Source organism: Cyanobium sp. Cruz CV13-4-11, from assembly GCF_024346055.1.
GTDB lineage: Bacteria > Cyanobacteriota > Cyanobacteriia > PCC-6307 > Cyanobiaceae > Cyanobium.
The window spans coordinates 80,411-100,628 of record NZ_JAGQCH010000012.1 but is presented as its reverse complement, the minus strand read 5'-3'; the positions used below and the strand labels follow the sequence as shown (position 1 = coordinate 100,628).

General features: G+C 69.1%; 20 protein-coding genes, 1 tRNA gene and 1 pseudogene. 10 read left to right on the top strand and 12 right to left on the bottom strand.

Annotation, left to right across the window (positions count from 1 at the left end; translation table 11 throughout):
- Window positions 1–84 precede the first annotated feature (84 nt).
- On the bottom strand, window positions 85–1,356 hold the full coding sequence (locus tag KBZ12_RS10670) for a site-specific integrase (RefSeq protein WP_254957939.1): 1,272 nt from the start codon (window positions 1,354–1,356) through the stop codon (window positions 85–87).
- Window positions 1,357–1,493: 137 nt separating this feature from the next.
- Window positions 1,494–1,565: transfer RNA gene (locus KBZ12_RS10665), tRNA-Val, on the bottom strand.
- Window positions 1,566–1,654: 89 nt separating this feature from the next.
- Here KBZ12_RS10665 and KBZ12_RS10660 point away from each other — a divergent pair.
- Window positions 1,655–2,182 carry a metal-binding protein gene (locus tag KBZ12_RS10660; protein WP_254957938.1) on the top strand — a complete coding sequence of 176 codons (528 nt, stop codon included), beginning with the start codon at window positions 1,655–1,657 and terminating at the stop codon, window positions 2,180–2,182.
- Here KBZ12_RS10660 and KBZ12_RS10655 read toward each other — a convergent pair.
- From KBZ12_RS10655 to KBZ12_RS10635, 5 genes are all read right to left on the bottom strand, one after another.
- Complete coding sequence (locus KBZ12_RS10655; RefSeq protein ID WP_254957937.1) at window positions 2,154–3,215, bottom strand: methyltransferase domain-containing protein; 1,062 nt, start codon at window positions 3,213–3,215, stop codon at window positions 2,154–2,156. The two genes, KBZ12_RS10660 and KBZ12_RS10655, sit on opposite strands and share 29 nt — an antisense overlap.
- Before the next feature lie 67 nt (window positions 3,216–3,282).
- Window positions 3,283–4,254 (bottom strand): arsenosugar biosynthesis radical SAM (seleno)protein ArsS, encoded by a 972-nt coding sequence (arsS, locus tag KBZ12_RS10650; protein ID WP_254957936.1) that lies wholly within the window; start codon window positions 4,252–4,254, stop codon window positions 3,283–3,285.
- Between the two features lie 70 nt (window positions 4,255–4,324).
- Window positions 4,325–5,665, bottom strand: coding sequence for a cation:proton antiporter (locus KBZ12_RS10645; protein ID WP_254957934.1), 1,341 nt, complete (start codon window positions 5,663–5,665; stop codon window positions 4,325–4,327).
- 195 nt (window positions 5,666–5,860) lie between these two features.
- On the bottom strand, window positions 5,861–6,175 hold the full coding sequence (locus tag KBZ12_RS10640; protein WP_254957933.1) for a P-II family nitrogen regulator: 315 nt from the start codon (window positions 6,173–6,175) through the stop codon (window positions 5,861–5,863).
- Between the two features lie 52 nt (window positions 6,176–6,227).
- Window positions 6,228–7,235 (bottom strand): sodium-dependent bicarbonate transport family permease, encoded by a 1,008-nt coding sequence (locus KBZ12_RS10635; protein WP_254957932.1) that lies wholly within the window; start codon window positions 7,233–7,235, stop codon window positions 6,228–6,230.
- 737 nt (window positions 7,236–7,972) lie between these two features.
- Between KBZ12_RS10635 and mazG the strand changes: the two genes are divergently transcribed.
- On the top strand, window positions 7,973–8,869 hold the full coding sequence (gene mazG, locus KBZ12_RS10630) for a nucleoside triphosphate pyrophosphohydrolase (RefSeq protein WP_254957931.1): 897 nt from the start codon (window positions 7,973–7,975) through the stop codon (window positions 8,867–8,869).
- On the opposite strand, the gene arfB is transcribed toward mazG, so the two are convergent.
- Both arfB and KBZ12_RS10620 read right to left on the bottom strand, forming a co-directional pair.
- Window positions 8,829–9,263 carry an alternative ribosome rescue aminoacyl-tRNA hydrolase ArfB gene (gene arfB, locus KBZ12_RS10625; protein WP_254957930.1) on the bottom strand — a complete coding sequence of 145 codons (435 nt, stop codon included), beginning with the start codon at window positions 9,261–9,263 and terminating at the stop codon, window positions 8,829–8,831. The genes mazG and arfB overlap by 41 nt on opposite strands.
- Window positions 9,260–10,003, bottom strand: a complete 744-nt coding sequence (locus tag KBZ12_RS10620; RefSeq protein ID WP_254957929.1) for a carbonic anhydrase — start codon at window positions 10,001–10,003, stop codon at window positions 9,260–9,262. Before KBZ12_RS10620 ends, arfB begins: the two co-directional genes overlap by 4 nt.
- 57 nt (window positions 10,004–10,060) lie before the next feature.
- Here KBZ12_RS10620 and speE point away from each other — a divergent pair, with 57 nt between their 5' ends.
- Both speE and speB read left to right on the top strand, forming a co-directional pair.
- Window positions 10,061–10,936, top strand: a complete 876-nt coding sequence (gene speE / locus KBZ12_RS10615) for a polyamine aminopropyltransferase (RefSeq protein ID WP_254957928.1) — start codon at window positions 10,061–10,063, stop codon at window positions 10,934–10,936.
- Window positions 10,933–11,793: an agmatinase gene (speB, locus tag KBZ12_RS10610; protein ID WP_254957927.1), complete on the top strand. Its 861-nt coding sequence runs from the start codon at window positions 10,933–10,935 to the stop codon at window positions 11,791–11,793. Before speE ends, speB begins: the two co-directional genes overlap by 4 nt.
- Here the strand turns inward: speB and KBZ12_RS10605 are convergent.
- Window positions 11,787–12,146 (bottom strand): cyclic nucleotide-binding domain-containing protein, encoded by a 360-nt coding sequence (locus KBZ12_RS10605; protein WP_254957926.1) that lies wholly within the window; start codon window positions 12,144–12,146, stop codon window positions 11,787–11,789. The genes speB and KBZ12_RS10605 overlap by 7 nt on opposite strands.
- A 181-nt stretch (window positions 12,147–12,327) precedes the next feature.
- A complete protein-coding gene (locus KBZ12_RS10600; RefSeq protein ID WP_254957925.1) occupies window positions 12,328–12,567 on the bottom strand; it encodes a hypothetical protein in 240 nt (79 codons plus the stop codon).
- A gap of 180 nt (window positions 12,568–12,747) precedes the next feature.
- Here KBZ12_RS10600 and gcvT point away from each other — a divergent pair, with 180 nt between their 5' ends.
- The 6 genes and pseudogenes from gcvT (at window position 12,748) to KBZ12_RS10570 (ending at window position 19,563) form a co-directional block, all read left to right on the top strand.
- Window positions 12,748–13,863 carry a glycine cleavage system aminomethyltransferase GcvT gene (gene gcvT, locus KBZ12_RS10595; protein ID WP_254957924.1) on the top strand — a complete coding sequence of 372 codons (1,116 nt, stop codon included), beginning with the start codon at window positions 12,748–12,750 and terminating at the stop codon, window positions 13,861–13,863.
- A gap of 57 nt (window positions 13,864–13,920) precedes the next feature.
- On the top strand, window positions 13,921–15,744 hold the full coding sequence (gene aspS / locus KBZ12_RS10590) for an aspartate--tRNA ligase (RefSeq protein WP_254957923.1): 1,824 nt from the start codon (window positions 13,921–13,923) through the stop codon (window positions 15,742–15,744).
- Window positions 15,745–15,846: 102 nt separating this feature from the next.
- Window positions 15,847–16,338, top strand: a pseudogene (locus KBZ12_RS10585) (Dps family protein).
- 182 nt (window positions 16,339–16,520) lie between these two features.
- Window positions 16,521–18,218 (top strand): CTP synthase, encoded by a 1,698-nt coding sequence (locus KBZ12_RS10580; RefSeq protein ID WP_254957922.1) that lies wholly within the window; start codon window positions 16,521–16,523, stop codon window positions 18,216–18,218.
- An 85-nt stretch (window positions 18,219–18,303) separates the two neighbouring features.
- Window positions 18,304–18,603 (top strand): hypothetical protein, encoded by a 300-nt coding sequence (locus KBZ12_RS10575; protein WP_254957921.1) that lies wholly within the window; start codon window positions 18,304–18,306, stop codon window positions 18,601–18,603.
- A gap of 315 nt (window positions 18,604–18,918) precedes the next feature.
- Entirely contained in the window at window positions 18,919–19,563 is a 645-nt protein-coding gene (locus tag KBZ12_RS10570; protein WP_254957920.1) for a 7-carboxy-7-deazaguanine synthase QueE, read from the top strand.
- Between the two features lie 4 nt (window positions 19,564–19,567).
- On the opposite strand, the gene KBZ12_RS10565 is transcribed toward KBZ12_RS10570, so the two are convergent.
- Window positions 19,568–20,116 (bottom strand): ecotin family protein, encoded by a 549-nt coding sequence (locus tag KBZ12_RS10565; RefSeq protein WP_254957919.1) that lies wholly within the window; start codon window positions 20,114–20,116, stop codon window positions 19,568–19,570.
- Window positions 20,117–20,218: the final 102 nt, after the last annotated feature.

The window sequence follows — 20,218 nt, the reverse complement described above, 5'->3', positions numbered from 1 at the left end:
TCCTTGATCCGCAACGACAGAGGGGCGGGCATCGCAGGGCTCCAGACCGGAATCGGAACCCTGTTGTCGCGTCTTGAGACCCGCCTATGTAGTTGCGCGGACCCGCCTACCTAATCGTCGCCGAACATCCAGGCGTTGCCTGGCCTGGTTGACCGCCAAGTCGAGGGTCTGTTCGTCTGTCCACTGCCCATAGGTGGTGCTGTGGGTCTGAAGGCTGTGGCCCATGAGCGCGGCTGTGGTTCTTGGACTGAGACCGGCCGCTTGATGCGCCCGCAACGCAAAGCCATGCCTGAAGGAGTAGGTCGTCAGGTGTTCCCCCGCCGCCTCAGCCTCTTCCCGCAGCTGGTGCCAGATCGCTCGACGGTTCAAATAGGTCGTCAGGGCATTCGCGCTCACCCCGTCGGAGTTGCCCATTGGAGGAAGCTCGGGCCTGCCACAAGCAAGGCGCTCCAGCACGCTGGCGGAGAGGTTGGGCAAGCCGATGGGGTCGAGCCCGGACACCTTGCGGGGCTTGGTACTGCCTCGACTCGTGCGCTTGACGTACGTCACGTTCAACTTGCCGTCAACGGTCGGTCGGCAGTGCTTCGCCTCAACGGGCCTGAGCCCGAAGCAGGCCAGCAATTCGACCAGCAGTCGCCATCGCTCGTCTGGGATGCCGGCCAGCAACCGAATCAACTGAGGGTCCGTGATCGGGGTCGAGTCCCGCTTCTGCTGGAGCCGTTTGCCGATCAGCGCCGATAGGTCCTGTGGTGGGGCCCAGCGTCTGTCCGCACCTGCTCGCGACACGGCAAAGACGAGCAGCTGGGCGGCGTACTGAATCCGGTGGCGCCTTCCACTGCTGCCTGGTTCGCCACCGAAAGCATCTCGCAGCTTCGCCAGAAGGGCTGGACCATCCCTGGGCAACGGCCGCTGGTTGAGAACCTCGTCGACCTGGCGCATGACGGGGGCATACATCTCCTCCCAGGTCCCTGGTTTCAGCGCGCCGGTGTCCGACGTCTTGTGCTTCTGAAACGCCCGGACGATGGACGGCCAGTCGATGGAGCATGACTGGTTGCTGGGCTCCAGCGATGGCTCTTCTGTGAACACGGCGGCTTCCTGCAGCCCCAGCTGGGACTCTTCCATCCGTTCACGGATGGCCTTGATTTGAGCCAGAACAGACGTCGCGCTGCTGCTGCGCCAGGGAAGGTTCAGCGTGACGCTGCTGCGCAGGCCGTCGGGGTAGCGGTGGGTGAGTTTGGCCTTGCCGCTCTGTTCACTCAGGCTCCAGCCGAAGCCGTGCTCGCGCTTGACGAGGGAGCGGAGGTCCCGTTCCCAGGCGGGAGTGCCAGAACGGCCCTTGGCAGCAACGGGGGACATCGATCCAACGCCAGCTGAGCAGGGGGTCAGCTGTTAGCGCAGAAATTAGCGCAAAACTGCGCTAGCGAGCTGGAGCATGGTGCATGAGGCCAGAGGCAAGGAAGTGAAGACCCCTGCTGTAGCAATGGTTTTGCTGATGCCCGATGCCGGTTTCGAACCAGCGACATCCTGCTTGTAAGGCAGGCGCTCTACCGCTGAGCTAATCGGGCGATAGCGCCATTCTGGCGGAAGGGCCGCACCGGGCCGGGCGCCCGGCGCCTCTGGCCGGTACGTTGCCGGCAGCGTCCGGAGCCCGGCCATGGCCAGCGGCCGCCGCCACGATCGCGCCACCCGCTGGCTGGCCCTGCCCTTCGGGCTGCTCTGGTGGCCGGCCCTGGGGCCAGTGGGAGTCGCCGTCGCCAGCGGCGCCTTTCTGCTCGGCGGCCTCTGGCTCTCCCCCGACCTCGACACCCACTCCAACGCCACCCGCCGCTGGGGCCCCCTGCGGCTGCTCTGGTGGCCCTATCGGCGCCTGCTCAGCCACCGCTCCCTGTTCTCCCACAGCCCCTTGCTGGGCACCAGCCTGCGGCTCCTCTGGCTGGCGGTGCTGGTGCTGCTCGTCTGCGCCGCCCTTGGGCCCCTGGGCGCCCCGCCGCCCGGCGAGCTGCTGCAGCGGGGCCGGGAGCTCTGGGGCTCCCAGCGGCCCCTGTTGCTGGCCGCCTTCGTGGGCCTGGAGGTCAGCAGCTGGCTGCACCTGCTCCAGGACGGCGATCCGATCCCGCGGCTGCCGCGGCCCCTGCGCGCCCTGGGCCGTCGCCTCAGCAGCAGGCGCCGCCAGGGGCGGTAGGGGCGCCGGCCGCATCGAAGGGGAGGGCGCTGCCGCAACCCTCGAACAGGCCGTAGTGGCGGCTGAAATCACCGATGAAGTCGAAATGGGGCGCCAGCCGGCTCTCCGCGAGCATGCGGAAGGTGTTGCCGCAGACCGGAAACACCCGGCCCGTCTCGATGTGGTGGTGCTTGTCGAAGGGCAGGGCGTCGGGGTGGCCGGCGATGCTGCCCCGGTAGATCACCGCCTGGCCGTGGTCCTCGCAGGCGTCCTCCAGGGCCTCGATCTGGAACAGCCGGTAGGTGGCGGAGAAGAAGCGGATCGCGCCGGTGCGGGCGGCCAGCTCCGGGTCGGTGATCTCCAGGGGCCGGTCGTCCACCAGGCGCGGATCGGCGAAGCCGGCCTGGCGCGCCAGCCGCAGGAAGTCGTTCCAGTAGAGGGCGCCGCTGAGGCATTCACCGTGCAGCACCGGATCGTGGCGCAGGGTCTCGGGTACGCGCCGGTCGGCATACACATCCGCAAAGAAGAACTCCCCGCCGGGCTTCAGCAGCCGCCGCACCCCGCCCAGCACCGCCAGCTTGTCGGCCGACAGGTTGACGACGCAGTTGGAGATCACCAGATCGAAGCTGCCTGGCTCCAGGGGCAGGGCCTCCAGCTGCTCAATGCGGCCCTCCAGGAACCGCACGTTGGCGTAGCCGAACACCCCGGCGTGGTGGTCGGCATGGCGCCGGGCCACCGCCAGCTGCTCCGGCGTCATGTCAATGCCCACCACCTCGCCGCCGGCCCCTACCAGCTGGGCCAGCAGGTACACATCGCGGCCGCTGCCGCAGCCCAGGTCGAGCACCCGCAGGCCCTCCAGCAGCGGCGGCGCCACCAGGCCGCAGCCGTAGTAGCGGCTCAGCACCTCGGGGTGGATCCGGCCCAGCAGGGGCCGCAGCGGCGGCGGCATGCTGGTGGCATCGCAGCAGGCGCTGGTGCGCAGGTCGGCGCTGCTGCTGAGGGTGGAGCCGTAGTACTCCTGCACGCTGCGGTGCAGATCGGTGGCGCTGGTCATCGGGGGAAGGTTGCGGGGGCTGGTGGGCCTGGGGCTTGGGCGGCGGGTGGCTGGGACGGGCGGGGCTTCAGCTCAGGGCGCCCCCGCAGCTGGAGCCGGCGCCGGCGGAGCAGCCGAAACAGTGCTCGGCCACGGCGATCGGCTCGCCGTCAGGGTCCTGCTCCAGCAGCTGGCGCAGGTGGGTCCGGGGGTGGGCGGTGCCGGCCGGCAGGTCGAGCATCTGGTTGAAGTCACAGTCGTAGAGATAGCCCTGCCAGTCGACGCTGAGGGTGGAGCGGCACATCACCTGCTCCAGATTGGCCGGGTTGTGGTGCTGGCGCAGCAGGGCCATGTAGGCCTCCAGCTCCCCCTGCTGGCGCAGCACCGCCGCGAAGCGCTGGATGGGCATGTTGGTGATCGTGAACAGGCGGTTGAAGCGCAGCCCGAAGCGATCGGCCAGTTCCCGTCGGTAGTCGGCCTCGAGGGCCTTCTGGGGCGGCGGCAGGCTGGGGCCCTGGGGGTTGTACACCAGATCCAGCTCCAGGCCGGCGTCGGGATCGCCGTAGCCGAGGTCGTTGAGCTGGCGCAGGCCCGCGAGGCTGCGCGCGAACACCCCATCACCCCTCTGCCGGTCGACGTTGTCGGCGAGGTAGCAGGGCAGGGAGGCCACCACCTTCACCCCCTGCCGGGCCAGGAAGGCGGCCAGGTCCTCCTGGCCAGGCTCACTGAGGATGGTGAGGTTGCAGCGGTCGATCACCGCCACCCCCAGCCCCCGGGCCTGACGCACCAGGTCGCGGAAGCCAGGGTGCAGCTCCGGGGCACCGCCGGTGAGATCGAGGCACGTGATGTCCCGCGCCCGCAGCACCGCCGGCACCAGGGCCATGGTGTCGGCCCCCATCATTTCGGTGCGGCTGGGGCCGGCGCCCACATGGCAGTGGCTGCAGCTCTGGTTGCAGCGGTAGCCCAGGTTCACCTGCAGGGTGTCGAGCCGACCGCGGCGCAGGGCCGGGAATGGCGGGGCCAGGGTGCTGGTGGGGCCGTTCAGGTTGGTAACGCCCATGGATGGAGGGGGTGGAGTCCGGGGGGTACCGGCCGGGCGAAGAATCGGATGGGCAGGGACGCCAGGCGCCTCAGGTGCTCTCAGCGGCGGCCTCCGGCAGACCCCCGATCACGAGCCGCAGCAGAATCGGGGCCAGGAAGGTGGTGCCGATCACCATCAACAGGATGGCGGCTTCGAGGGCAGGGGTGAGGATGCCGGCCTGGGTTCCCAGACCCAGGAAGATCAGACCCACCTCCCCACGGGGCATCATCCCCAGACCCACCACCAGCCGGTTGGTGGGGTCCTTGCTGGTGTAGGTCCAGCCCGCCGCCACCTTGCCCGCCACGGCCACCACCAGCAGGAACAGGGCCACTACCAGACCCTCGCGGTTGGCGGGATCGAAGGGGTTCAGCACCGAGAGGTCCATGCCGGTGCCGATCAGCACGAAGAACACCGTGGCGAACAGGGCCACCAGGGGTTTGACCGCGGTGTCGATCGCATGGGTGTGCTTGGAGGCGCTGAGGATCAGGCCGGCGGCGAAGGCCCCCAGGGCGGCCTCGAGGCCGATGGCCTGGGCGGCGAAGCAACAGAGGGTGAGCACCACGAAGCTGGCTACCGCCACATCCCCAGGGGCCTTGAGACGGTCCACCACCCAGTCGAAGCCGGGAGCGGCATAGCGGCTCAGCAACAGCGCCACAGCCACGAAGATCACCGCAGCGGTGCACAGCTTCAGCACCGGCCCGAGGGTGAACGAACCTCCCCCGGCCAGGGAGACCACCACCGCCAGGATCACGATGCCCAGAATGTCGTCCAGCACGGCGGCACCGATGACGATCTGGCCCTCCTTGCGCTTCAGCCACTGCAGTTCACCGAACACACTCGCGGTGATGCCGATCGAGGTGGCCGTCATGGCGGCGCCGGCGAAGACGGCCGGGATGAACGGCACGTGGAAGAGGTAGTAGAGACCGGCGGTGCCGGCGGCGAAGGGCAGCACCACCCCGGTGAAGGCCACGGTTCCGGCCTGGATCCCAACGGCCACGAGTTCATCCAGCTCGCTCTCGAGGCCCGTCAGGAACAGCAGCGAAAACAGGCCGAGCTCGGCCACCACCTTCAGGCTGGAGAACGTCTCGCTGTAGAGCGAACTGACGGACTCCGGGGTCATCCCGCCCAGGGAGCTCAGCAGCCCGAGCAGGGCGCCGCTCAGCTGGGCCTGGGCCTCAGGGGGCACCACCAGATGCAGACCGGAGGCACCGATGATCACCCCGGCGACCAGTTCACCGAGGATGGTGGGCAGCTGCAGGCGCACCATCAGCTCCGCCATGAAACGGGCCGCCACGAAAATGACGAGAAAACGGCCAACCCCGATCAGGGTTTCCGTCACTTCAACCTGGTGGCTGCCGACTTCCATCAGCAAGGTGGGCAGCAGATCCATCAGGTGGGGTACGGGTGGGTGCAGTTGTAGAAGGAAGGAGGCTCGAACTGTTGTCTGGACGACACCAGAAACGAATGGATCCTGTGATGGATCCGATCAGTGCTGGTGATTGATGCCGGTCATCCACTCCAGCCGGCGGCCGAGAGCACCCCCCCCTCCGGGCAGGAACGGGTGGGGGCCAGGGGACCCGGTGGTTCAGAACTTGTGATCGCGCAGGGCTTCCACCTGGTAGATGTAAGTGATGATGGAGTAGTCCGCGTAGAACTTGGCTTCGATCTGACGGGTGATGGTGTCGGCCAGTTCGCGGGTGCCGGTGAGCACTTCGATCTTCACATTGGAGAGGGTGTGCGACACGCTGGGCTCTCCGGTGGAGCGCACATTACGGCTACCTTCTCCTCCTGCGGAGTTGACCGTATAACCGGTGGCCCCAGCAGCCTTGATGAGCTTGATGAGTTTCTTGGAAAGGATTTCCTCTCCAACGATCACCAGTTTCCAGACCTGTTGACTCATGGGTTTGACCTCTTGTCAGTGACGATGGTGAGTGAATATTCAGTTATGGACTTTAACGGCCAAGCATCACCTCTGCAATCCCGATGAACAGCGGGATGCAGATGGCGATCGCCACGGGCGTGCCGATGGCCGTGGAAGCACCGATGTAGGCCGAGGGATTCGCCGAGGGGATGCCGGCACGCAGGGTGGGCGGACCCGAGATATCCGAGCTGGAGGCGGCGATCACCGCCAGCACGACGGCGCCACCGATGCTGAAGCCGGTGATCTTGTGGATGATCAGGCCGACGCCGAAGGCCAGGAAGCCATGGACGATGGGGGAAATGAAGGCGTAGATGGCAAACCATTGGGCCACCTTGCGAAGCTCGTTCATCCGCTGGGCCGCTTCCATCCCCATGATGATCATCAGAATCGCGAGGAAGCCGCGGAACAGGGGGTTGAAGAAGCTCTCGTAGACGGGCTCGGGCTTGGTGAGGATGCCGAGGGCCACGCCCAGCAGCAGCGACGTGACGGCCGAACTCTGGATGCTTTCCTTGATGATCGGCCAGATTTCGATTTTCTCGGCGGTGTTGCCGCTCTTCTTGGAGAGGTAGACGCTGGCGACCACGATGGCCGTCACCAGCGCCGGAATGTCCATGAAGGGATAGAGGGCCGCCGTCCAGGCCTCATAGGGGATCTTGGCGGAATCCAGCTGCGGCAGCACGGCCGCCAGGGTGGAGCCACTCACCGCTCCGAACAGTCCGCCGGTGGCCACGGCGTCAGGGACGCTGATGCCGGGAAGTTTGCCCAGGGTCCAGCGGGCGATGAAAACGATCACGATGCCAACCAGGACCGCCGCAAGAGCTGGCAGAAAGATCTCGGTGGGGTTGGAATTGCGAATCGCGATCCCGCCCGTCAGGCCGATCTTCATCAGCAGGAAGAAGCTGATGAACTTGTAGATCGAATCGGGGATGGCCAGCTGGCTGCCAAGGGCGGCCACGATGATCCCGCCGATCAGGAATCCCAGGGTCGGGGACTGAACCTGCTCCAGGAAGAGCGGGAGGAAGTCGGAGATGAATGCCACGTGGTGTTGGGGTTCGCTTCGGTTGAGTGGCCGTGAAAGGTAGCAGCCGTCACAGCTCGCCCGTCGAGCGTAACGAAACGTAAAGCGCCCCTGTTTCCGGGCGGTCCAGGCCCGTCCCTGGATATCTGCCTTTTGCAAAGATGGCGGCCGTTGATGGAGCTCAGGCTCGGTGATCTCTGTGCCTTCACTGCCATTCAGTGGTCTTAAATCAGCAGGCTTTTCGTGATTCCATCTGCGATGCTGTTCTGTGTCTGGAGCCAGAACATGTTTGTGCTGGCGAATGGAGCTCACCTGGTCGGTTCTCGGGAGGTTCTGCTGCTCACAACCATTGCCCTGCAGGCTCTCCACCGGCATCCGGATGATGGCAAGGAGATCGGATGGCGCCGGCTGGGGTGATCGTGGCCGGGCCCGCCGCCGCCCGGTGGATCATCGCTTCACGACGCGATCGATCGCCCCGGGGCCTAGCCCTGTGGTCGCCGATGCCTGCCCTGGTGTCGCTGACCACCAATGGGCTCGGCGGCACCCCTCAACGGCATTCGGCGGTGGTGGGATGGGGTCGGTGTTGTTCTCAGGCCGGGGCGGGAGTAAGCATCGGCCCCTCGCTGATCCCATCCACGGGGTAGTCACAGCAACCGCCATGGGTATTCGCAGCCACCGCCAGGGTCCACCTGGCCACTGACGTCAACGTCTGCGTCGCGATCGCCAAGGATGGTCCCCGTGGTTTACGCCTCCCTGTGATGTCCGGTTTCCGGCCGCTTTTTACATCTGAAGCCGATGGGGGGGCCGCGCAGGAGGCCCTGGCGGAACTGGTGACGATCGTGGACCGTCTGCGGGACCCGGATGGCGGCTGCCCCTGGGACCTGGCCCAGACCCACAGTTCCCTGATTCCCTACGTGCTGGAGGAGGCCCATGAGGTGGCCGATGCGATCCGCCAGGGCGACGACGATCACCTGGCCGAAGAGCTGGGCGACCTGCTGCTGCAGGTGGTCCTCCACGCCCGCATCGCCAGCGAAGCGGGGGGCTTCGATCTGGCCGCCGTCGCCCGCTCCATCGCCGCCAAGCTGGTGCGCCGCCACCCGCACGTGTTCGATCCGGCGGCGGAGCGGGCCGATGACCCCGAGGCCGTGCGCCGCAGCTGGGAGGCGATCAAGGCCGCCGAGCGCCAACAGCCAGCAAGCGCCAGCCCCCTCAGCGACCGGCTGGCCCAGAAGGTGCGCGGCCAGCCGGCCCTGGCCGGCGCCATGACCATCTCGCGCAAGGCCGCCGCCGCCGGCTTCGAGTGGGACGCCATCGAGGGGGTGTGGGCCAAGGTGCAGGAGGAGATGGACGAGCTGCGGGAGGCCGTGGCCAGCGGCGACCGGGCCCATGCCCAGGAGGAACTGGGCGACGTGCTGTTCACCCTGGTGAACGTGGCCCGCTGGTGCGATCTCGACCCCGAGGAGGGCCTGGCCGGCACCAACCGCCGCTTCCTCGATCGCTTTTCCCGGGTGGAGGCCGCCCTGGGCGGCGACCTCGGCGGCCGCGGACTCGCCGAACTGGAGGGCCACTGGCAGGCGGCCAAAGCCCAGATCCGCTCCGAGAGCGGCCCTGGGCCTACCCATCCTCAGGCGGACCCTGCCGCCGGTGGTTCTTGATCGATCCCCGCTGCCGCTTGGCCTTCAGCCGGCGCTCCACCGAGCCGCGGCTGGGCTTGGTCGGCCGGCGGGGTGGCGGCGGCGGCGCGATCGCCGCCTGGATCAGCTCCACCAGGCGCTTCTGCGCCGCCTGACGGTTCTGCCACTGGGAGCGCTGCTCCGCCGCCACGATCACCAGGCCGGCCGGGGTGAGCCTGGCCGCCAGCCGCCGCAGGGCCCGCTCCCGCAGGGTCGGGGGGAGGGCGCCGCTGGCGGCCAGGTCGAACACCAGCTCCACCCGGGAGTCGGTGGTGTTCACCCCCTGGCCCCCGGGGCCGGAGGCGCGCGAAAACCGCCAGCCCAGCTCGGCCGCCGGGATCACCAGGCCGTTCCCCAGGGGCAGATCGCCTCTCACACCAGGCTCACGTCGCCGCTGCCGATGTCGAAGTAGGCGGCCTGGATGCGCAGGCGCCCGTCCGCCACGGCCTGGCGCAGCAGGGCACTGCGTTGCGGCAGCGCGGCGGCGGCGGCGGCGGCGTTGCGGCGCACCGCCTGGGCCAGGTCGGCACCGGGCTCGAGGCTGGCCCGGATCGGCGCCACCAGCTCCTCCAGCAGGGGTGTGAGCGGGTTGCTGGCCATGGCGGCGGTCACCGCGCCGCAGCCGCTGTGGCCCATCACCAGGATCAGGGGCACCGCCAGCTCCGCCACGGCGTACTCCAGGGAGGCGACACCCGCGTCGAAGGCCGTGTTGCCGGCGCTGCGCACCTCGAACAGTTCCCCGGCGCCGCAGGCGAAGATCCACTCCGGCGCCACCCGCGAATCGGCGCAGCAGAGCACCGACGCCCAGGGCCGCTGGCCGGCGGCCAGGGCATCGGGGCGCACCTGGCAGTGGAGCGGCCAGGTCTCGTGCAGCAGGGTGGCCCGGCCCTGGGGATCGTCGCTGCGCTCGGCCGCCTGCCAGGTGCGGGAGAAGTCGCGGTTGCGGCGCAGCAGCTCCTGCAGAGGGTCGCCATCGGGACGGCACACCGAGAGCCGCTCCGTCAGGGTGTCATCGGCGGCGGCGGCCGCTGCCGGCCGGGGCCCCAGGGTCTCCAGGGCCACGCCGGCGCCCGTCAGGGCGAGGAGCCCAAGGAGTTGGCGTCTGGAATGTGCCATGGCGCCGTGACAAGGGGTCCTGCCGAAGGTTTAGCTGGAAAGCCACGAGCCAACCGCATGGGACCGCAAGAGCAACCGGGCGCCTGGGTGGACGAGGAGCTGGGCGGGGTGCGCTACGGGCTGGCCGCCACCGTGGTGGAGGAGCACACCAGCCCCTACCAGCGGATCACGATCATCGACAGCCAGACCTACGGCAAGGGGCTGCTGCTCGACGGCTGCTGGATGACGGCGGAGAAGCAGGAGCGGCACTACCACGAACCCCTGGTGCATCCGGCCCTCTGCGCCGCCGCGTCGATCGAACGGGTGCTGGTGATCGGCGGCGGTGACGGCGGCACCGCCCGCGAGTGCCTGCGCCACCCCGGCGTCGCCCACCTCGACATGGTGGAGATCGACGGGCTGGTGGTGGAGCTCTCCCGCAAGCACCTGCCCAGCCTCGGCGGCGCCGCCTGGAGCGACCCCCGCTTCCACCTCACCGTCGGTGACGGCATCGCCTGGGCGGCCGAAGCCCCCGACGCCAGCTACGACGTGGTGCTGGTGGATGGCTCCGATCCGGCCGGACCTGCCGAGGGCCTGTTCAACCGCAGCTTCTTCCAGCACTGCCGCCGCCTGCTGCGCCCAGGCGGTGTGTTCGCCACCCAGAGCGAATCCCCCGAGGCCTTCCGCCAGGTCCACATCGACACCGTGCGGCTGCTGCGCGAGGTGTTCGGCCATGCCGATCCGATGTACGGCTGGGTGCCCATGTACCCCAGCGGCTGGTGGAGCTGGACCTTCGCCTGCCCCGAAGGCCCCCGCTACCGGGAGCCCCTGGCGGAGCGCGCCGCGGCGGTGGCGCCGGGCTGCAGCATCTGGTCGCCGCGCTGGCAGCGGGGGGCCTTCGAGGCGGTGCCGGCCTTCGTGGAGCGCCAGCTGGCCGATGTGGCGAGCCAGCCATGAACCCGGAGCTGTTCGACACCGAAGGGGCGATCTACATGGGGGCCCGCCGCGAGCCGGCGGGCTGTGCCGTGGGCCTGTTCGGCGTTCCCTACGACGGCACCACCTCCTTCCGCCCCGGCGCCCGCTTCGGTCCGGCGGCGATCCGGGACGTGAGCAGCGGCCTGGAGAGCTACGACCCCCAGCTCGAGCTGGATCTCGAGGACCTGGCCTTCGCCGACCTCGGGGCCGTGGCGATCCCCTTCGGCGCCCCCGAGCCGGTCGTGGCGGCGGTGCACCAGGCCACCGAAGCGGTGCTGGCGTTGGGTCTGGCGCCCCTGATGCTGGGCGGTGAGCACTCCATCAGCAGTGGGGCCGTGGCGGCGGTGGCGCAGCGCCACCCCGATCTGGTGCTGGTGCAGCTCGATGCCCACGCCGACCTGCGCCAGAGCTGGCTCGGGGCCCGCCACAGCCATGCCTGCGCCATGCGTCGCTGCCTGGAGGTGCTGCCCAGCGGGGAGTTGCGCCAGATCGCCATCCGCAGCGGCACCCGCGAGGAGTTCCAGGAGCTGCGCAGCAGCGGCCGGCTGGTGCCGATCGCCGCGATGGCCGAGGCGCTCGCCCCACTGCGGGGCCGGCCTCTCTATCTAACCGTCGACCTCGACTGGTTCGATCCCGCCGTGCTGCCGGGCACGGGCACCCCGGAGCCCGGTGGCTTCCACTGGCCCCAGTTCGCCGAGCTGGTGGAGGAACTGCGCCATCACCAGCTGGTGGCCGCCGATGTGGTGGAGCTGGCGCCCCAGCTCGACCCCAGCGGCGTCAGCGCCGTGCTGGCCGCCAAGGTGACCCGCAGCCTGCTGCTGCTGCTTGGTGCTCAGTAACAGCAGGTGCCGCTGGCGCGCTGCTCGCGCAGGCGGGTGTGCTGCTGGCCGATCAGCTGCACGGCCAGGGTGGGGTGGTTGTGCAGCAGGTTGAGGAAGCGGAGCCGATCGAGGCGCAGCACCTCCACCGGCGTTCGGGCGAAGGCGTCGCTGCGGTGGCTCAGCTCGCGCCAGGTGATGTCTTGGTAGCTGAACAGTTCTCCCGGGCGGAAGCAGGTTTTCTCACCCTGCTCGCCCACCAGCTCGACGATGCCGCGACGCACGGCGTAGATGGCGTTGGCGCTGGCGCCGCGGGAGAAGACGTGGGCTCCTGTGGGGAGGGTGAAGGTTTCACAATCCACATGAACGGCCATCAGGTCGATGGGTGATGGGGAAGTGGCGGTTCTGATCAATTCAGGGGACCTCCGAGGTGGGGGTGAACAAGTAGATCTTTCCTAGGGCCAAACAGGGCGCTTTGCTAGGAGAAGGAGGGGAGAAACGGGAAAAAAAGCCAGAAATGTATGACTCGTCACACATTTGACCCTTCCGGCGCCGTCAGGAGAGGCCGGTGGCCAGGCTGAGCTGCTGGCTGCCCACCGGAACGTGCCCCGGCTTCAGCAGGCCGTCGGGGGACACCACCGGCAGCCGGGGGGGTCGTGCCGTCCAGTGATGGCACCAAAGGTCGGCCACCAGATCGGGATGGATGGGCAGCTGACGCAGCTGGCACCATCCCATCTCCACCCCGGCAGGGGGGGTGCAGTGGCGACAGCTGCGACAGTTGGGACGGTTGCCCATCCGGTTGACCTGGTGGGCTAACCAAAGTACGCAGTTCTTCGCCAGTGTGATAGGGGTGAAAGCCGAATCACAGGCTTTCTTCCGTATTGGAGGCGACAGCGCTTCCCCAGGCCGAGGTCGACCGCTCCATAGGATTGCGCCACCGGGCACCGGCGTCCCCATGGCCGGCCGGCCGCCTCGATGGATACCACCTCCCTGCGCCGCACACCCCTGGACGCCGCCGCCGATGCAGCGGGCGCCCGCATGGTGCCGTTCGCCGGCTGGCGGATGGCGATCCAGTTCTCCGGCCTGGTGCAGGAGCACAACGCCGTGCGCCAGCACTGCGGCGTCTTCGACATCTCCCACATGGGCGTGCTCACCCTGCGGGGGCAGGGCACCAAGGATGCCCTGCAGCGGCTGGTGCCCACCGACCTGTTCCGCATCGGCCCCGGCGAGGCCAGCTACACCGTCCTGCTCAACGAAGCCGGCGGCATCCGCGACGATCTGATTGTCTACGACCGGGGTCGGGTGGACGGCCCCGAGGGCGAGCGCGATGAACTGGTGCTGGTGATCAACGCCGCCTGCGCCGAGGCCGACACCGCCTGGATCGCCAGCCAGCTGGAACCCGAGGGGATCACCATCACCGACCGCAAGGGCGACGGGGTGCTGCTGGCCCTGCAGGGCCCGGAGGCCCCCGCCCGCCTGGAGGCCCTGGTGGGCACGAGCCTGGCGGGACTGCCCCGCTTCGGCCACCGGGAGCTGGCCATCGACGGCGCGCCGGTGTTCGTGGGCCGCACGGGCTACACCGGTGAGGACGGCTTCGAGCTGCTGCTGGGCCGCGAGGCCGGCGTGGCGCTGTGGCAGCGGCTGCTGGCCGAGGGCGTCATCCCCTGCGGTCTCGGCGCCCGCGACACCCTGCGGCTGGAGGCGGCGATGCACCTCTACGGCAACGAGATGGATGCGGCCACCACCCCCCTGGAGGCGGGTCTGGGTTGGCTGGTGCACCTGGAGATGCCCGCCGACTTCATCGGCCGGGCCGCCCTGGAGCGCCAGACCGCTGAGGGGGTGGGCCGCAAGCTGGTGGGGCTGAAGCTGCAGGGCCGTGCCATCGCCCGCCACGGCTACCCGGTCCTGCAGGACGGCGTGGCGGTGGGTGAGGTCACCAGCGGCACCTGGTCCCCCACCCTGGGGGAAGCGGTGGCCCTGGCCTATGTGCCGGCGGTGGCGGCCAAGCCCGGCACGGAGCTGGCGGTGGAGATCCGCGGCCGGGCCGAGCCGGCCGTGGTGGTCAGGCGGCCGTTCTACCGGCGCGGCTGAGGACGCCAGGGCCGCGGGCGCCCTGTGGGAAACTCGCGGATTGATGTGTTCTTCCCCATGCGCAGCCACGGGTGCGGCGATCTGCGCAACGACGCCATCGGCCAGCAGGCCCAGCTGTGCGGCTGGGTCGACCGGCGCCGTGACCACGGCGGGGTGATCTTCATCGACCTGCGCGACCGCACGGGCACCGTGCAGATCACGGTGGATCCCGATCTGGCCCCCGCCGCCTTCGCCGTGGCCGAGCGGCTGCGCAACGAGACCGTGCTGCGGGTGGAGGGCAAGGTGCGGGCCCGGCCGGCCGAGTCCCTCAACGAACGCCTCGCCACCGGCGCCATCGAGGTGCTGGCGAGTGGCATCACGGTGCTCAATGAGGTGCGCGGCAACCTGCCCTTCCCGGTGTCGGTGCACGACGAGGAGAACACCCGCGAGGAACTGCGGCTGCGCCACCGCTACCTCGACCTGCGCCGCGAGCGCATGGCCCGCAACCTGCGGCTGCGCCACGCCACCGTCAAGGCTGCTCGCGGCTATCTGGAGGGGGAAGGCTTCATCGAGGTGGAGACCCCGGTGCTCACCCGCTCCACCCCCGAGGGCGCCCGCGACTACCTGGTGCCCAGCCGGGTCTGCGGTGGGGAATGGTTCGCCCTGCCCCAGTCGCCCCAGCTGTTCAAGCAGTTGCTGATGGTGGGAGGCCTGGAGCGGTACTACCAGGTGGCCCGCTGCTTCCGCGACGAGGACCTGCGGGCCGACCGCCAGCCGGAGTTCACCCAGCTGGACATGGAGATGAGCTTCATGGACCAGGAGCAGATCCTGGCGCTTAACGAGGGCCTGATCGCCGCCATCTGGAAGGCGGTGAAGGGCATCGAGCTGCCCCGCCCCTTCCCTCGCCTCACCTGGCACGAGGCGATGGCCCGCTACGGCACCGACCGTCCCGACACCCGCTATGGCATGGAGCTCACCGACGTGAGCGACCTGGTGGCCAGCATGGGCTTCAAGGTGTTCTCCGGCGCCGTGGCGGCCGGGGGCTCGGTGAAGTGCATCGCCGTGGCCGGCGGCAACGAGGCCGTCAGCAACGTGCGCATCAAGCCGGGCGGCGATGTGTTCAGCGAGGCCCAGAAGGCGGGAGCCGGCGGCCTGGCCTTCATCCGGGTGCGGGCCGGCGGCGAGATCGACACGATCGGCGCCATCAAGGACAACCTCACCGCCGCAACGAAGGCGGAACTGCTGCAGCGCACCGGCGCCAGCGAAGGCACCCTGCTGCTGTTCGGCGCCGGTGACACCGCCACCGTCAACAAGGCCCTGGACAGGGTGCGCCAGTACCTGGCCCGCGAACTGGGCCTGGTGCCGGCCGAGCGGGACAACGACCAGTGGAACTTCCTCTGGGTCGTGGATTTCCCGATGTTCGAGTTCAACGCCGGCGAAAACCGCCTCGAAGCCCTGCACCATCCCTTCTGTGCCCCCAACCCGGGCGACCTGGGCAGCGATCCCGACCAGTGGGCCACCACCCTCCCCACGGCCCGCGCCCAGGCCTACGACCTGGTGCTCAACGGCCTGGAGCTGGGCGGCGGCTCCCTGCGCATCCACGATTCGGCCCTGCAGCGCCAGGTGCTCCAGACCATCGGCCTGCCCCTGGAGGAGGCCGAGCGCCAGTTCGGCTTCCTGATGGAGGCCCTCGACATGGGCGCTCCGCCCCACGGCGGCATCGCCTTCGGCATGGACCGGCTGGTGATGCTGCTGGCGGGCGAGGAATCGATCCGCGACACGATCGCCTTCCCGAAAACCCAGCAGGCCCGCTGCCTGATGACCCAGGCCCCGGCCGATGTGGCGCCCAAGCAGCTGGAGGAGCTGCACGTGGCCAGCACCTGGACGGACGAGGAGGCTTAGGCGCCCCCAGCCCGGGTCGAGGCGATCCCTGGAAGACGGAACGAACGGCCGATCTCTCAGTAGCTTCGCTGTACCGCTTTCCTTCGCCCTCACCTTCCCGCCATGCCCCCCACCGTCACCGCTCCCCCCATCGACATCGGCATTCCGGCGGATCAGCGCCAGCAGATCGCCGAGGGCCTCGGCCGCGTGCTGGCCGACAGCACCGTGCTCTACTCCAAGACCCACGGCTTCCACTGGAACGTCACCGGGCCGATGTTCAACACGCTCCACCTGATGTTCATGGGCCAGTACACGGAGCTCTGGACCGCCCTCGACCTGATCGCCGAGCGCATCCGGGCCCTCGGTTTCCCGGCCCCCTACGGCGGCTCGATCTACGCCGGTCTCTCCTAGGTCCCCGAGGCCGACGGGGTGCCCGCCGCCCTGGCCATGGTGCGGGAACTGGTGGAGGGCCACGAGGCGGTGGCCCGCACGATCCGCACGGTGTTCACCATCGCCGATGAAGCCAACGACCAGCCCACCGCCGACCTGCTCACCCAGCGGCTGCAGATCCACGAGAAGACGGCGTGGATGCTCCGGAGCCTCCTGGAGGGGTGAGCCTGAGGGCTCTGGCCTGCGCCGGGGCGCGCCCGCGCTGCGGGCAACGCCCGGCTACGGCCAGCCCCCTCAGGCCTCCCCAAGGAGGCTGGGGAAGGGAGGGAGGGGGTGCTGGGCGGGGAGATCCTGGGGGCGGTCGGACTGGAAGGGGTCGGTAGATTGGGGGATCAGCGCAGCGCCCGATGTCCGCACCGTCCGCCCCGCGGGGCCATGCCGCGAAGTTCGTCTTCGTCACCGGCGGGGTGGTGTCCAGCATCGGTAAGGGCATCGTGGCGGCCAGCCTCGGGCGGCTGCTCAAATCGCGGGGCTACAGCGTCTCGATCCTGAAGCTGGATCCCTATCTCAACGTGGATCCGGGCACGATGAGCCCCTACCAGCACGGTGAGGTGTTCGTCACCGAGGACGGCGCCGAGACCGACCTGGATCTGGGCCACTACGAGCGCTTCACCGACACGGCCATGTCGCGCCTCAACAGCGTGACCACCGGCTCGATCTACCAGGCGGTGATCAACAAGGAGCGCCGCGGCGACTACAACGGCGGCACCGTGCAGGTGATCCCCCACATCACCGGCGAGATCCGCGAGCGCATCCACCGGGTGGCGGCCAACAGCGGCGCCGATGTGGTGATCACCGAGATCGGCGGCACGGTGGGCGACATCGAATCGTTGCCGTTCCTGGAGGCGATCCGCGAGTTCCGGGGCGATGTGGGCCGTCACGACATCGCCTATGTGCACGTCACCCTGTTGCCGTTCATCGGCACCTCCGGCGAACTCAAGACCAAGCCCACCCAGCACTCGGTGAAGGAGCTGCGCTCGATCGGCATCCAGCCCGACGTCCTCGTCTGCCGCAGCGACCGGCCGATCAGCACCGACCTCAAGGCCAAGATCGGCGGCTTCTGCGGCGTGCCGGCCAGTGCCGTGATCCAGGCCCTCGATGCCGACAGCATCTATGCGGTGCCCCTGGCCATGGAGAGCGAGGGCCTCTGCCGCCAGGTGCTCGACGTCCTCTCCCTGGTCGACCACGACAGCGACATGGCGCGCTGGGCCGATCTGGTGGAGAAGCTGCGCCACCCCGGGCCCGCCGTGAAGGTGGCCCTGGTGGGCAAGTACGTGCGGCTCAACGACGCCTACCTCTCGGTGGTAGAAGCGTTGCGCCATGCCTGCCTGGAGCGGGACGCCTCCCTTGATCTCCACTGGGTCTGCGCCGAGCAGATCGAAAGCCAGGGTGCCGATGCCCTGCTGCGGGGCATGGATGCGGTGGTGGTGCCCGGCGGCTTCGGCCATCGCGGTGTCGACGGCAAGGTGGCCGCGATCCGCTGGGCCCGGGAGCAGCGGGTGCCGTTCCTGGGGCTCTGCCTGGGGATGCAGTGCGCCGTGATCGAGTGGGCCCGCAACCAGGCCGGCCTGGAGGGTGCCACCAGCGCCGAACTCGACCGCGCCACCCCCCACCCCGTGATCCACTTGCTACCCGAACAGCAGGACGTGGTGGATCTGGGGGGCACCATGCGGCTGGGCGTCTACCCCTGCCGGCTGACGGCGGGCACCATGGCCCAGCGCCTCTATGGCGAGGAGGTGGTCTACGAGCGCCACCGCCACCGCTACGAGTTCAACAACGCCTACCGCTCCCTGTTCCTGGAATCGGGCTACGAGATCAGCGGCACCTCCCCGGACGGCCGCCTGGTGGAACTGATCGAGCTCAAGGACCACCCCTTCTTCACCGCCTGCCAGTACCACCCGGAGTTCCTGTCCCGGCCCGGCAAGCCCCACCCCCTGTTCCGCGGCCTGATCGAGGCGGCCCAGCAGCGGCGCGGTGAGGTGGCCCGCAACGTCCAGCAGGCCCAGGCGACGTCCGCTCCCCAGGCGATGCCTGTGCAGGCCTGACGCCGTCAGGGGATCGGCTCGCCAACAACGGGCAACCCAGCTTGCTGGTTCGCCCGTAAAATGGGTTTCCAGCAGCCATGGGTTGATGAAAACGACCTTGGACCTGCCGGACCACCTCTTGCGCCAAGCCAAGCAGCGGGCCCTCCAGCAGGGCCGCACTCTCAAGGAACTCGTGGCTGAGTCCATCCGTCAGGGCCTCCATGGCAGCACGACGGCGTCTGTGCCCATCGCGAGCGATGGGGTGATGGTGGATTCAGCCGGGCTGCCGGTGTTCCGGTGTGAGACAACAAGCGACCGGCCGGGAATCGATCTGGCCACGGCCTTGCAGCTGGAGCAACAAGGCCTGGAGCTGGAGGACCTCCGCCGTGCCGGCCCACCTGCTTGATGTCAACGTGTGGGTGGCGGCAGTCTTCGTGGCCCATCCAGCCCATCACTCCGCCCAGGCGGTGCTGCTTCAGGCCACGCCCGCGGCTCCGGCCCTGTTCTGCCGAGCCACCCAGCAGAGCTTTCTGCGCCTGGTCTCCACTCCGGCGCTCTGCACGGCCTACCAAGCGGCGTCGATCACGAATCAGAATGCGCTGGCTGCATCGGAGGCCTTTCAGGCCCTGTCCCAGCACGTTGGATCAGGATTTTCGCCAGTTCCTCGGGGCGGGGCTTGACCTGGAACTCCTGCAGGCTGATTCCGATGGTGGAGGTTGAGATGCCTGCCCCCGACCTGCCCGCGATGGCCGTGGTGGAAACCTTTCACTCCCTGCAGGGGGAGGGTGTCCATGCCGGCCGCAGCGCCTTCTTCATCCGCCTGGCGGGCTGCGATGTTGGTTGCCCCTGGTGCGACACCAAGCACTCCTGGCCGGAGGCGGCCCATCCGCGGCGCCCCCTGGCCGACCTGGCGGCCGAGGCCACCGCTGCCGCCGCCGCCGGGGCTGCCTTCGTGGTGATCACCGGCGGCGAGCCCCTGCAGCAACCCCTCGACGCCCTCTGCGCCGCCCTGGCTGCGGTGGGCCTGCCATTGCACCTGGAAACCAGCGGCGTGGGGCCCTTCAGCGGCGGCTTCGACTGGGTCACCCTCTCGCCCAAGCCCCACCGCCCCCCGAGCGCCGACGTCCTGGCCCGCTGCCACGAACTCAAGGTGGTGGTGCACGAGCCAGCAGACCTTGGCTTTGCTGACGCCATGGCCCGCGCCGCCAGCACGACCCGCGCGGGGAGCGGCTCGGAAGCGCCTGTGCTCCTGCTGCAACCCGGTTGGCAGAGCGCCGAGGGCCAGAGTCTGGCGATTGATCATGTGCGGTCTCATCCGGCTTGGCGGCTCAGCCTGCAGAGCCACAAGTGGCTGGGGGTGCGCTGAAGACTCAGAGGGCCTGGGCCGGCTGCTGCACCTTCTCCGCCTTCCAGAGCCGCCAGCGCAGCTCCAGATCCTTGGGGGTGAACACCACAATCGGCCGGCTGGCGTCGTAGGGCACCACGAAGGGCTTGCTGCCCATGGGCACGAACACCTTGCGCTTCGCCTGGCCGGGGGGGCAGGCCATCCGGGTCGTCACCATCGGGCCCACATCGCTCACCGTGTAGACGCTGACGCCCAGGCCCTTCAGCTTGCTGGCGCGGAAGCGGCCGCGGAAGGCCTGCTGGTTGCAGTCGGCCTCCACCTGGCGGCCGGGGATCAGCTGCACCCGCCAGTCGCTTGGGTGGGGGGAGAGGCGCGGATCGGCGCCGCCGGGCAGCACGCCGGGCAGCTGGATCACCCAGCGGGTCTGGGCGGCGGTGGGTTTGGGGTAAGGCGTCAGATCCAGCCGGGGGACGGCCAGGGCCGGAGCCCCCCATGCCGCGAGCAGGGACGGCAGGGTGACGATGAAGCTGGCGGTGGCCGCCGCCAGGCTGGCGCGGCGCAGGGCGTGGGCCATGGGGATCCTCATTCGATCACGATGGCATCCTCCGGCCCCTGCGGCCGCTTCCACAATGGGGACACCCTGTTCCCACCAGCCCCATCACGCGCTTCCCCGCCA

Bases quoted from the DNA above. Each gene is read 5' to 3' on its own strand.
- KBZ12_RS10670 (WP_254957939.1), bottom strand. From the start codon at position 1,356: ATGTCCCCCGTTGCTGCCAAGGGCCGTTCTGGCACTCCCGCCTGGGAA.
- KBZ12_RS10660 (WP_254957938.1), top strand. From the start codon at position 1,655: ATGGCCAGCGGCCGCCGCCACGATCGCGCCACCCGCTGGCTGGCCCTG.
- KBZ12_RS10655 (WP_254957937.1), bottom strand. From the start codon at position 3,215: ATGACCAGCGCCACCGATCTGCACCGCAGCGTGCAGGAGTACTACGGC.
- arsS (WP_254957936.1), bottom strand. From the start codon at position 4,254: ATGGGCGTTACCAACCTGAACGGCCCCACCAGCACCCTGGCCCCGCCA.
- KBZ12_RS10645 (WP_254957934.1), bottom strand. From the start codon at position 5,665: ATGGATCTGCTGCCCACCTTGCTGATGGAAGTCGGCAGCCACCAGGTT.
- KBZ12_RS10640 (WP_254957933.1), bottom strand. From the start codon at position 6,175: ATGAGTCAACAGGTCTGGAAACTGGTGATCGTTGGAGAGGAAATCCTT.
- mazG (WP_254957931.1), top strand. From the start codon at position 7,973: ATGTCCGGTTTCCGGCCGCTTTTTACATCTGAAGCCGATGGGGGGGCC.
- KBZ12_RS10620 (WP_254957929.1), bottom strand. From the start codon at position 10,003: ATGGCACATTCCAGACGCCAACTCCTTGGGCTCCTCGCCCTGACGGGC.
- speE (WP_254957928.1), top strand. From the start codon at position 10,061: ATGGGACCGCAAGAGCAACCGGGCGCCTGGGTGGACGAGGAGCTGGGC.
- speB (WP_254957927.1), top strand. From the start codon at position 10,933: ATGAACCCGGAGCTGTTCGACACCGAAGGGGCGATCTACATGGGGGCC.
- KBZ12_RS10605 (WP_254957926.1), bottom strand. From the start codon at position 12,146: ATGGCCGTTCATGTGGATTGTGAAACCTTCACCCTCCCCACAGGAGCC.
- KBZ12_RS10600 (WP_254957925.1), bottom strand. From the start codon at position 12,567: ATGGGCAACCGTCCCAACTGTCGCAGCTGTCGCCACTGCACCCCCCCT.
- gcvT (WP_254957924.1), top strand. From the start codon at position 12,748: ATGGATACCACCTCCCTGCGCCGCACACCCCTGGACGCCGCCGCCGAT.
- aspS (WP_254957923.1), top strand. From the start codon at position 13,921: ATGCGCAGCCACGGGTGCGGCGATCTGCGCAACGACGCCATCGGCCAG.
- KBZ12_RS10580 (WP_254957922.1), top strand. From the start codon at position 16,521: ATGTCCGCACCGTCCGCCCCGCGGGGCCATGCCGCGAAGTTCGTCTTC.
- KBZ12_RS10575 (WP_254957921.1), top strand. From the start codon at position 18,304: ATGAAAACGACCTTGGACCTGCCGGACCACCTCTTGCGCCAAGCCAAG.
- KBZ12_RS10570 (WP_254957920.1), top strand. From the start codon at position 18,919: ATGCCTGCCCCCGACCTGCCCGCGATGGCCGTGGTGGAAACCTTTCAC.
- KBZ12_RS10565 (WP_254957919.1), bottom strand. From the start codon at position 20,116: ATGGCCCACGCCCTGCGCCGCGCCAGCCTGGCGGCGGCCACCGCCAGC.